Consider the following 6803-nt stretch of genomic DNA (forward strand, 5'->3'; position numbering starts at 1 on the left):
GTTCAGAAATACTCTCGGGGGGTGCGGGGGGCAGACGGCCCCCCGCGTCACGCCATCAGGCGCCGGGCGAGGCAGTTCTGGGTTTCGATGACGCAGGACAGGTCGATGGTAACGAGGTGCCCATCACTCACTACCTGCCGCCCCTCGACAAAGAGATCGCGCACCCGCGTGGGCCCGCAGAGCAAAAGCGCCGCAACCGGATCCCAACTGCCCGCCGCCTCAATCCCCGTCATGTCCCAGATGGCAATATCGGCGCGTTTGCCGGGTTCCAGCGACCCGCAATCGCTGCGCCCCAGCACCTGCGCGCCGCCAAGTGTGGCAATCTCCAGCGCTTCGCGCGCGGACATCGCATCTGCCCCCCTGGCCACCCGTTGCAAAAGCATCGCCTGCCGCGCCTCGGCCACCAGATTGCCCGCATCGTTCGAGGCCGACCCGTCGACCCCAAGCCCGACCCTGACGCCCGCATCGCGCATCGCGCGCACCGGCGCGATGCCTGAGCCGAGGCGGCAGTTCGAGCAGGGGCAATGGGCGACGCCGGTGCGCGAGCGGGCGAAGAGGTCGATTTCGCCCACATCGAGCTTCACGCAATGGGCGTGCCAGACATCATCGCCGGTCCAGCCGAGATCCTCGGCATATTGACCCGGGCGGCAGCCGAACTGCGCCAGCGAATAGGCGATATCCTCATCGTTCTCGGCCAGATGGGTGTGCAGCATCACCCCCTGGTCGCGGGCGAGCACTGCCGCCTCGCGCATGAGGTCGCGGCTGACCGAGAAGGGCGAACAGGGGGCGAGGCCCACACGGACCATCGCGCCCTCGGCGGGGTCGTGGAACGCGTCCACCACCCGCTCCATATCCTTCAGGATCGCGGCTTCGTCTTCGACAAGACTGTCGGGTGGCAACCCGCCTGCGCTTTCGCCAATGCTCATTGCGCCGCGTGTCGGGTGGAATCTGAGGCCGATCTCGCGCGCGGCATCGATCGTATCCTCCAGCCGCGCGCCGTTCGGATAGAGGTAGAGGTGGTCCGAGGTCAGCGTACAGCCCGAAAGCGCCAGTTCGGCAAGCCCCGTGAGCGCCGAGATGCGCATCTCTTCGGGCCCGAAGCGTGACCAGATCGGGTAGAGCGTCTTCAGCCAGCCGAAGAGAAGCGCATCCTGCCCGCCCGGTACGGCGCGGGTCAGGGTCTGGTAGAGGTGGTGATGAGTGTTGACGAGGCCGGGCGTGACCACGCAGCCCCGAGCCTCGATCACCTCGCCCGAGGTGGTCAGCCCCTGCCCCACTTCGGCTACCACACCGCCCCTTATCAGGACATCGCCCCGGGCAATCTCTGCCCGTGCGGCATCCATCGTCACCACGGCATCGGCATTTCGGATCAGGATTTCGGACATGTGTTCCCCTTTGCCACCCCTTCGGCGCTGCGGGAACGGCCGGATGACAGAAGGGGGAAGGACTCACCCGGCGGGACGAGTTTAGGCAAGGATCGCGGCGCTGACTATATGCCGACGCCGGATGCAGTTTCACCAGATCACGAAAAATGCGTCAGCCGTTCAGGACTTCCAGCGCCGCTTGATGCACCTCGCCATTGGCGGCGGCAAGCACCCGGCCGCCCTGATGGGCGGGGCCGCCCTGCCAATCGGTGACAATGCCGCCCGCGGCCTCGATCACCGCGATCGGTGCCTGAATGTCATAAGGTTGAAGGCCCGCCTCGACCACCAGATCAATCTGTCCAGCGGCGATGAGCGCATAGGCATAACAATCCATGCCATAACGGGTCAGCCGGACATCGCCCGACAGACGACGAAAGGCGCGCCCCTCCTCCGCGGTTCCAACCTCGGGAAAGGTGGTGAACAGGATCGCGTCAGAGAGTGGCCGGGCCGGACGCGTCTTCAGCGGCCGGGCTCCGTGCGGCCCGATCAGTTCGGCCAGCCCGAAGCCGCCCGCAAAGCGTTCGCCGATATAGGGCTGATCGATGATGCCGAAGAGCGGACCAGTGTCATCGCCGACTGCGATCAGCACACCCCAGGTCGGCGTGCCCGAAAGGTAGCCGCGCGTGCCGTCGATGGGGTCGAGCACCCAGGTCAGGCCGCTCGTCCCGGGTTTGTTCCCGAATTCCTCACCCACAATTGCGTCATCGGGGCGGCGGGCAGCCAAAATCCCGCGCATGCGCTGTTCCGCCTCGCGGTCGGCGATGGTCACGGGATCGAAGTCGCTATCGCGCTTGGTGTCGGCGCTCAGACCATCTGAACGAAAATGCTCCAGCGTCGCCGCGCGGGCGGCATCCGCCAAAGCATTGGCTGTATCGATGAGCGCGTGGCGCTCGCTCTCGGAAACGGGGGGCATGCCGACCTCGCGCTTTATCCCGCGCGAGCGGTACCTGCCCGCCCCTTTCCGGTCAAGCGCCTCAGGCGGCGTCCGACAGAACCTTGGCCAGATCGAAGAGCCGGCGCCGTTGTGCTTCGGGGATCGCGTAGTAGGACCGCACCAGCATCAGGGCTTCCTTGTCGGCCAGAATATCGCCGTCGATTTCTTCGACGATCTGGCTGCGTGAATCCAGCCCTTCGAAGAAGAAGCTGATCGGCACGCCAAGTGCATCAGAAATGTCCCAAAGGCGGGAGGCGGAAATCCGGTTCATACCGGTTTCATATTTCTGGATCTGCTGGAATTTGATACCAACCTTGTCCGCAAGCTGCTGCTGGGTCATCCCCACCATCCAGCGCCTATGGCGGACGCGCTTACCCACATGGACGTCAACCGGATGTTTCATGGTCTTCTCCGTCTTTCTCTACCGTTTACGAAGCAAGTTCCGTGCCCGGCCCGTATTGACGTGCGCTTTGTCGGCAAGTGAACAGCTTTACAAATGAATAACTCATCTTATGGGTGTACTCGACCTGTCTTTTTAGACAAGCCCGCCCCTGCAAACCAAACGCAATCGTTCAGTTTCTCGCTCCCCCAGAGGTTGCTTTGCAATTTGCGTCGCATTTTGCAAACGTTGGTACACGAATGTTTCTCAAATCGCGAACGCTTACGTTGCGTAACCCTATAGAATCACTTGGCGATTGTAGCTAGGGTCGCTGCGGCCCCGGCAGATTCGCATGGGCGGATAACGGAGAACAGCGCATGAAAGCATTCGGGATCGAGGCGTTCGGAACGCTTCCCAACCTGCGCTCCGACATTATTCCCGAGCCGACGGAAGGTAACGTAAGGTTACGTATTGCCGCCTGCGGCCTGAACTTCGCCGATCTACTGATGATTGATGGCAAGTACCAGGAGCGGCCCGAACCGCCCCTGACCCTCGGGATGGAACCGGTGGGCTGGATCGACAAGCTCGGGCCCGGAACCGAGGGGCCCGTCCCCGGCACCCGCGTCGCGGTCTACGCCAATTGCGGCGGGCTGGCGGAATACGGCTGCTTTCCGGTTGCGCGCTGTGTCCCCCTGCCCGATGAGATGCCCTTTGAAGATGCCGCGGCCTTCCAGATCACCTACGGCACCAGCCATGTCGCGCTGGGCCACAAGGCCCGGCTGCAACCGGGTGAAACGCTGCTTGTCCTCGGCGCTGCCGGCGGTGTCGGGCTGACCGCCGTGGAGATCGGAAAAAGGATGGGCGCGCGCGTGATCGCCTGCGCGCGCGGCGCGGACAAGTTGGCCGTGGCAAAGGCCGCCGGGGCGGATCACCTGATCGACAGCGAGACGGTTGACCTGCGTCAGGCGGTCAGGGATCTGGGGGGCGCCGATGTCGTCTATGATCCGATCGGCGGCGACCAGTTCGAAGCGGCCTTCCGCGCCACGAACCCTGATGGCCGCATCCTCGTCATCGGCTTTGCCAGCGGTACAGTATCAAAAATCCCAGCCAATCACCTGCTGGTCAAGAACATCTCGGTCCAAGGGCTTTACTGGGGCGGTTATCTGAACTTCAACCCGGCGGTCCTGACCGAAAGCCTGACCACGCTCTTTGGCTGGTACAGCGAAGGCGGCATGCGGCCGCATATTTCACACAAACTTCCACTGACGCAGGCGGGCGAGGCCTTGGATCTGCTGCGCAACCGGAAATCCACGGGCAAGGTCCTGGTCACGATCTGACGGTTACTCGGCCGCGACGGACCGAGGCTGGGCTGGCAAATCGGCATAGGCGCACCGCAACTGCATCCGCAATGCCTCGGCCACCGGCCCCTTATGCATGCCCGCATCATAAAAACAGATGCTCATCTGACCGAGCGGGGGCAGGATGTTGCCCGGCTCAATCGCAACCAGCCCTTCGGGCAGATTGCCTTTCAGCCGCGCGGTTATCGCAAGATCTGCGGCGACAGTCGCCTCAACCACCTGTTCGGAATGCCCGTCAAACGCCATTTCCCACAGGATTCCCGCCTCATCCAGCGCCGCCTGCGCGACAAGCCGGAAAATGCAATTGTGCATGAAGCCAAGCCGCAGGGGGCGGCGCTGCCATGCGGCCCCATCGGGCGCACCAACCCAAGTCATGTCCCGCGATGCCAGAACCTCACCCCCCGGCAGGGGTTCTGTTTCAGTCGTCAGGATCATGTCGAATTCCCCGCGGCCAAAACCGTCCTGCAGAACCTGCGTGAAGGACGAGACGAGGTTGATACGGACGCGCGGAAACTCGCGCGCGAGGGCCTTCAGGATGGCCGGGATTTGCGGGTAGACGATATCGCAGGGCACCCCAAGACGCAGTTCGCCCTCGTATCCCGAATCCGTCAGACGCGACAGCGCCTGATCGTTGAGGTCAAGCATCTTGCGGGCGTAACTCAGAAGCTGCTCACCCTCGAGGGTCAGGGTCAGCTTGCGCTGCGAGCGGGTGAAGAACGCCTGCCCCAGCCCCTCTTCCAGCCGCTTTATCTGCATGGAGACCGCGGATTGCGTAAGGTTCAGAAGCCCGGCCGCACGCGTCACGCCACCTGAATCAGCGACGGCGACAAGGGCGCGTAAGGCAGTAAGGTCCAGGTTTCGGGGCATCATCACAATCCTTGATGTAATTACGCACGATCATTCGCTTTCAATATCCATCATATCTCTCCAAGTTAATCAAGCCTTCTGATGCAGGCGAGTAAATACATCACGGATTGAAAAGGAGATGCATATGGAACACTTGCTACCCCGCACCCACCGCCAGGTCCGGAGCAATCTTCTCGGCTGGCTGTCAAAGAGGATCGAATTGCATCGTCAACGGCGTGATCTGAGCGGTCTGACCGAGCATCGCCTGACCGATATCGGCATATCAAAGGACCAAGCCCGCACCGAAGCCGGGCGCCCCATCTGGGATGTGCCTGAAACATGGCGCGGATAATTCCGGTGCATTGTCCTGAAAAGCTTGAATTCCAGCGCAACCTTCCCGATATTTCCCTTGGAAGGCGTCGTGGCAACACGTGCGCCCTTTTGGGAAACGCATCTGGAGGCTTTGATGGCTGACTATGAAACGATCCACGCCGGCCGGGCAGGTACCCGGACGCTTGCGATCGATGAGGGCCTGCGCGCCCATATGAACAAGGTTTACGGGCTGATGTCCGTCGGCATGCTGATCACTGCGGCCGCAGCCTGGGCCATTTCCAACCTGGCGCTGACAAGTGATCCGTCGGCAGCGGCGGCGCAGATCGGCGCGGGCCGCTATCTTACCGATTTCGGCCATACGCTCTACGCATCACCGCTCAAATGGGTAATCATGTTCCTGCCGCTCGGCATGGTCTTTGCCTTCGGCGCGATGATCAGCCGTATTTCGGCCGCTGGCGCGCAACTGTTCTTCTACACCTTCGCCGCGGCGATGGGCGTCTCGATCAGCTGGATCTTCGCCGTCTTCACCGGCTTCTCGATCATCCAGACCTTCCTCGTGACCGCAGTTGCCTTCGCGGGCCTCTCGCTTTGGGGCTACACGACGAAGAAGGACATCTCGGGCTGGGGGTCGTTCCTGATCATGGGCGTGATCGGCCTGATCGTCGCCTCGATCGTGAACATCTTCCTTGGCTCAAGCACCGTGCAGCTTGCCATCTCGGCGATCGGCGTCCTGATCTTTGCTGGCCTCACCGCCTATGACACGCAGAAGATCAAGACCGACTACATCGCCCATGCAAGCCACGGCGACGCCGAATGGCTGGCGAAGTCGGCGATCATGGGGGCGCTGAACCTCTATCTCGACTTCATCAACATGTTCATGTTCCTGCTGCAGTTCCTCGGCAACCGCGAGTGATCTGACGCACAAAGGACGATGAAGGGCCGGGATCGTCCCGGCCCTTTTCTTGTGCACGGGACAAAACTGTCAAAACCAGGGCGACAATCCCCACGGTTACAGCCGGGACCGGCCCGTTGCGAAACCCGGGCAAGTCAATGTTGCGCCGCGGTGTTTTCCGCTGTTAACGTCCCCGGGCTGCTGTAGGAGAGTATTGCATTCATGGAAAAATTTCTGTTTCGCCCGGTCCAGCTTTGGTTCGTTCTGGTCCTTGCCGTGCTTGGCATCATTGCCGCAATTTTTTTCGCCTCTGTGGCAATGGACGAAGCATCCGCCCGGGCGACCTTCCGGCGGGGCAGCCACGGGACCGCCGGGGATCTTGCCCATAACATCGCGGAAGTGCCCACAACCATCCGCAGCCTCCTGTTCTCCGAAGCCGAACCGAGGGGCGCCGACCATTCCATACGGCTTGAATCACGTCCCGGCGGCTGGACGCGCTACAATGACGACGGCGAAATCCCTGGCTACCTCCTTCTGAGCCGCATCGATGGTGATGCGGACCGCTCGGTGATCGAACTGGTGGATCTGGCCGACTTTTCAGTCAAGCACCGCTGGGCCCCCATACCCGAACTATTGA

General features: G+C 62.1%; 8 protein-coding genes. 4 read left to right on the forward strand and 4 right to left on the reverse strand.

Annotation, left to right across the window (positions count from 1 at the left end):
* Positions 1–47: 47 nt before the first annotated feature.
* The 3 genes from WBB85_RS07155 to WBB85_RS07165 all read right to left on the reverse strand — a co-directional run bounded on the left by WBB85_RS07155 (position 48) and on the right by WBB85_RS07165 (position 2761).
* Entirely contained in the window at positions 48–1385 is a 1338-nt protein-coding gene (locus tag WBB85_RS07155) for an 8-oxoguanine deaminase (protein ID WP_432637936.1), read from the reverse strand.
* Between the two features lie 151 nt (positions 1386–1536).
* Positions 1537–2337, reverse strand: a complete 801-nt coding sequence (gene hisN / locus WBB85_RS07160) for a histidinol-phosphatase (protein ID WP_432637937.1) — start codon at positions 2335–2337, stop codon at positions 1537–1539.
* Positions 2338–2398: 61 nt separating this feature from the next.
* The gene (locus WBB85_RS07165; RefSeq protein WP_432637938.1) at positions 2399–2761 is read right to left on the reverse strand and encodes a helix-turn-helix domain-containing protein; all 363 of its coding nucleotides are present in this window, start codon (positions 2759–2761) and stop codon (positions 2399–2401) included.
* A 353-nt stretch (positions 2762–3114) separates the two neighbouring features.
* Between WBB85_RS07165 and WBB85_RS07170 the strand changes: the two genes are divergently transcribed.
* Complete coding sequence (locus WBB85_RS07170) at positions 3115–4074, forward strand: NADPH:quinone oxidoreductase family protein (RefSeq protein WP_432637939.1); 960 nt, start codon at positions 3115–3117, stop codon at positions 4072–4074.
* Positions 4075–4077: 3 nt separating this feature from the next.
* Here WBB85_RS07170 and WBB85_RS07175 read toward each other — a convergent pair whose 3' ends face one another.
* Positions 4078–4962 (reverse strand): LysR family transcriptional regulator, encoded by an 885-nt coding sequence (locus WBB85_RS07175; RefSeq protein ID WP_432637940.1) that lies wholly within the window; start codon positions 4960–4962, stop codon positions 4078–4080.
* Between the two features lie 124 nt (positions 4963–5086).
* On the opposite strand from WBB85_RS07175, the gene WBB85_RS07180 reads away from it, so the two are divergent.
* From WBB85_RS07180 to WBB85_RS07190, 3 genes are all read left to right on the forward strand, one after another.
* Positions 5087–5293, forward strand: a complete 207-nt coding sequence (locus WBB85_RS07180; protein WP_432637941.1) for a DUF1127 domain-containing protein — start codon at positions 5087–5089, stop codon at positions 5291–5293.
* Between the two features lie 114 nt (positions 5294–5407).
* Entirely contained in the window at positions 5408–6187 is a 780-nt protein-coding gene (locus WBB85_RS07185) for a Bax inhibitor-1/YccA family protein (protein WP_432637942.1), read from the forward strand.
* A gap of 201 nt (positions 6188–6388) precedes the next feature.
* On the forward strand, positions 6389–6803 hold a 415-nt coding region (locus WBB85_RS07190), incomplete at its 3' end, for a hypothetical protein (RefSeq protein ID WP_432637943.1).

Origin of the sequence: Albidovulum sp., assembly GCF_049646345.1 — a bacterium.
Taxonomy (GTDB): Bacteria; Pseudomonadota; Alphaproteobacteria; order Rhodobacterales; family Rhodobacteraceae; genus Albidovulum.